At 52.7% G+C, this 402-nt stretch carries 1 pseudogene; it reads left to right on the top strand.

Annotated elements, in window-relative coordinates:
* A pseudogene (locus UF06_RS26675) lies at positions 1–366 on the top strand (epimerase); the annotation flags it as partial.
* Between the last annotated feature and the right edge of the window lie 36 nt (positions 367–402).

Below are 402 nucleotides of genomic sequence, written 5' to 3' on the forward strand. Positions count from 1 at the left end.
GAACAAAACCGCGTTAGTCTGTTAAGCACGGGCGTGGTGCTTGGCTTAGGCGGCGGTGCACCGGCTAAAATGTTGCTACCCTACCGTCTAGCTTTAGGTGGGCCGATAGGCAATGGCCAGCAATATCTGCCTCGGATTCACCGGCAAGACCTGGTCCGAGCGATGATCTATTTACTTGAGACCCCTCATGCACAGGGCGCATATAACCTCAGCGCACCTCATCCGGAGACCAACAAGGTTTACAGCGAAACTCTCGCCAGAACGATAGGTCGCCCCCATCTGTTGATGACACCGAAATGGACAATCAATCTCCTGATGGGAGCGTCCGCCTGTCTGCTACTCGATAGTATCCGCGCTAAACCGTAAAAACTGCCGGAACTTCGTTTTACCTTCCATTATTCA

The sequence above is a fragment of the Vibrio sp. S234-5 genome (genome assembly GCF_000960595.1).
Lineage (GTDB): Bacteria > Pseudomonadota > Gammaproteobacteria > Enterobacterales > Vibrionaceae > Vibrio.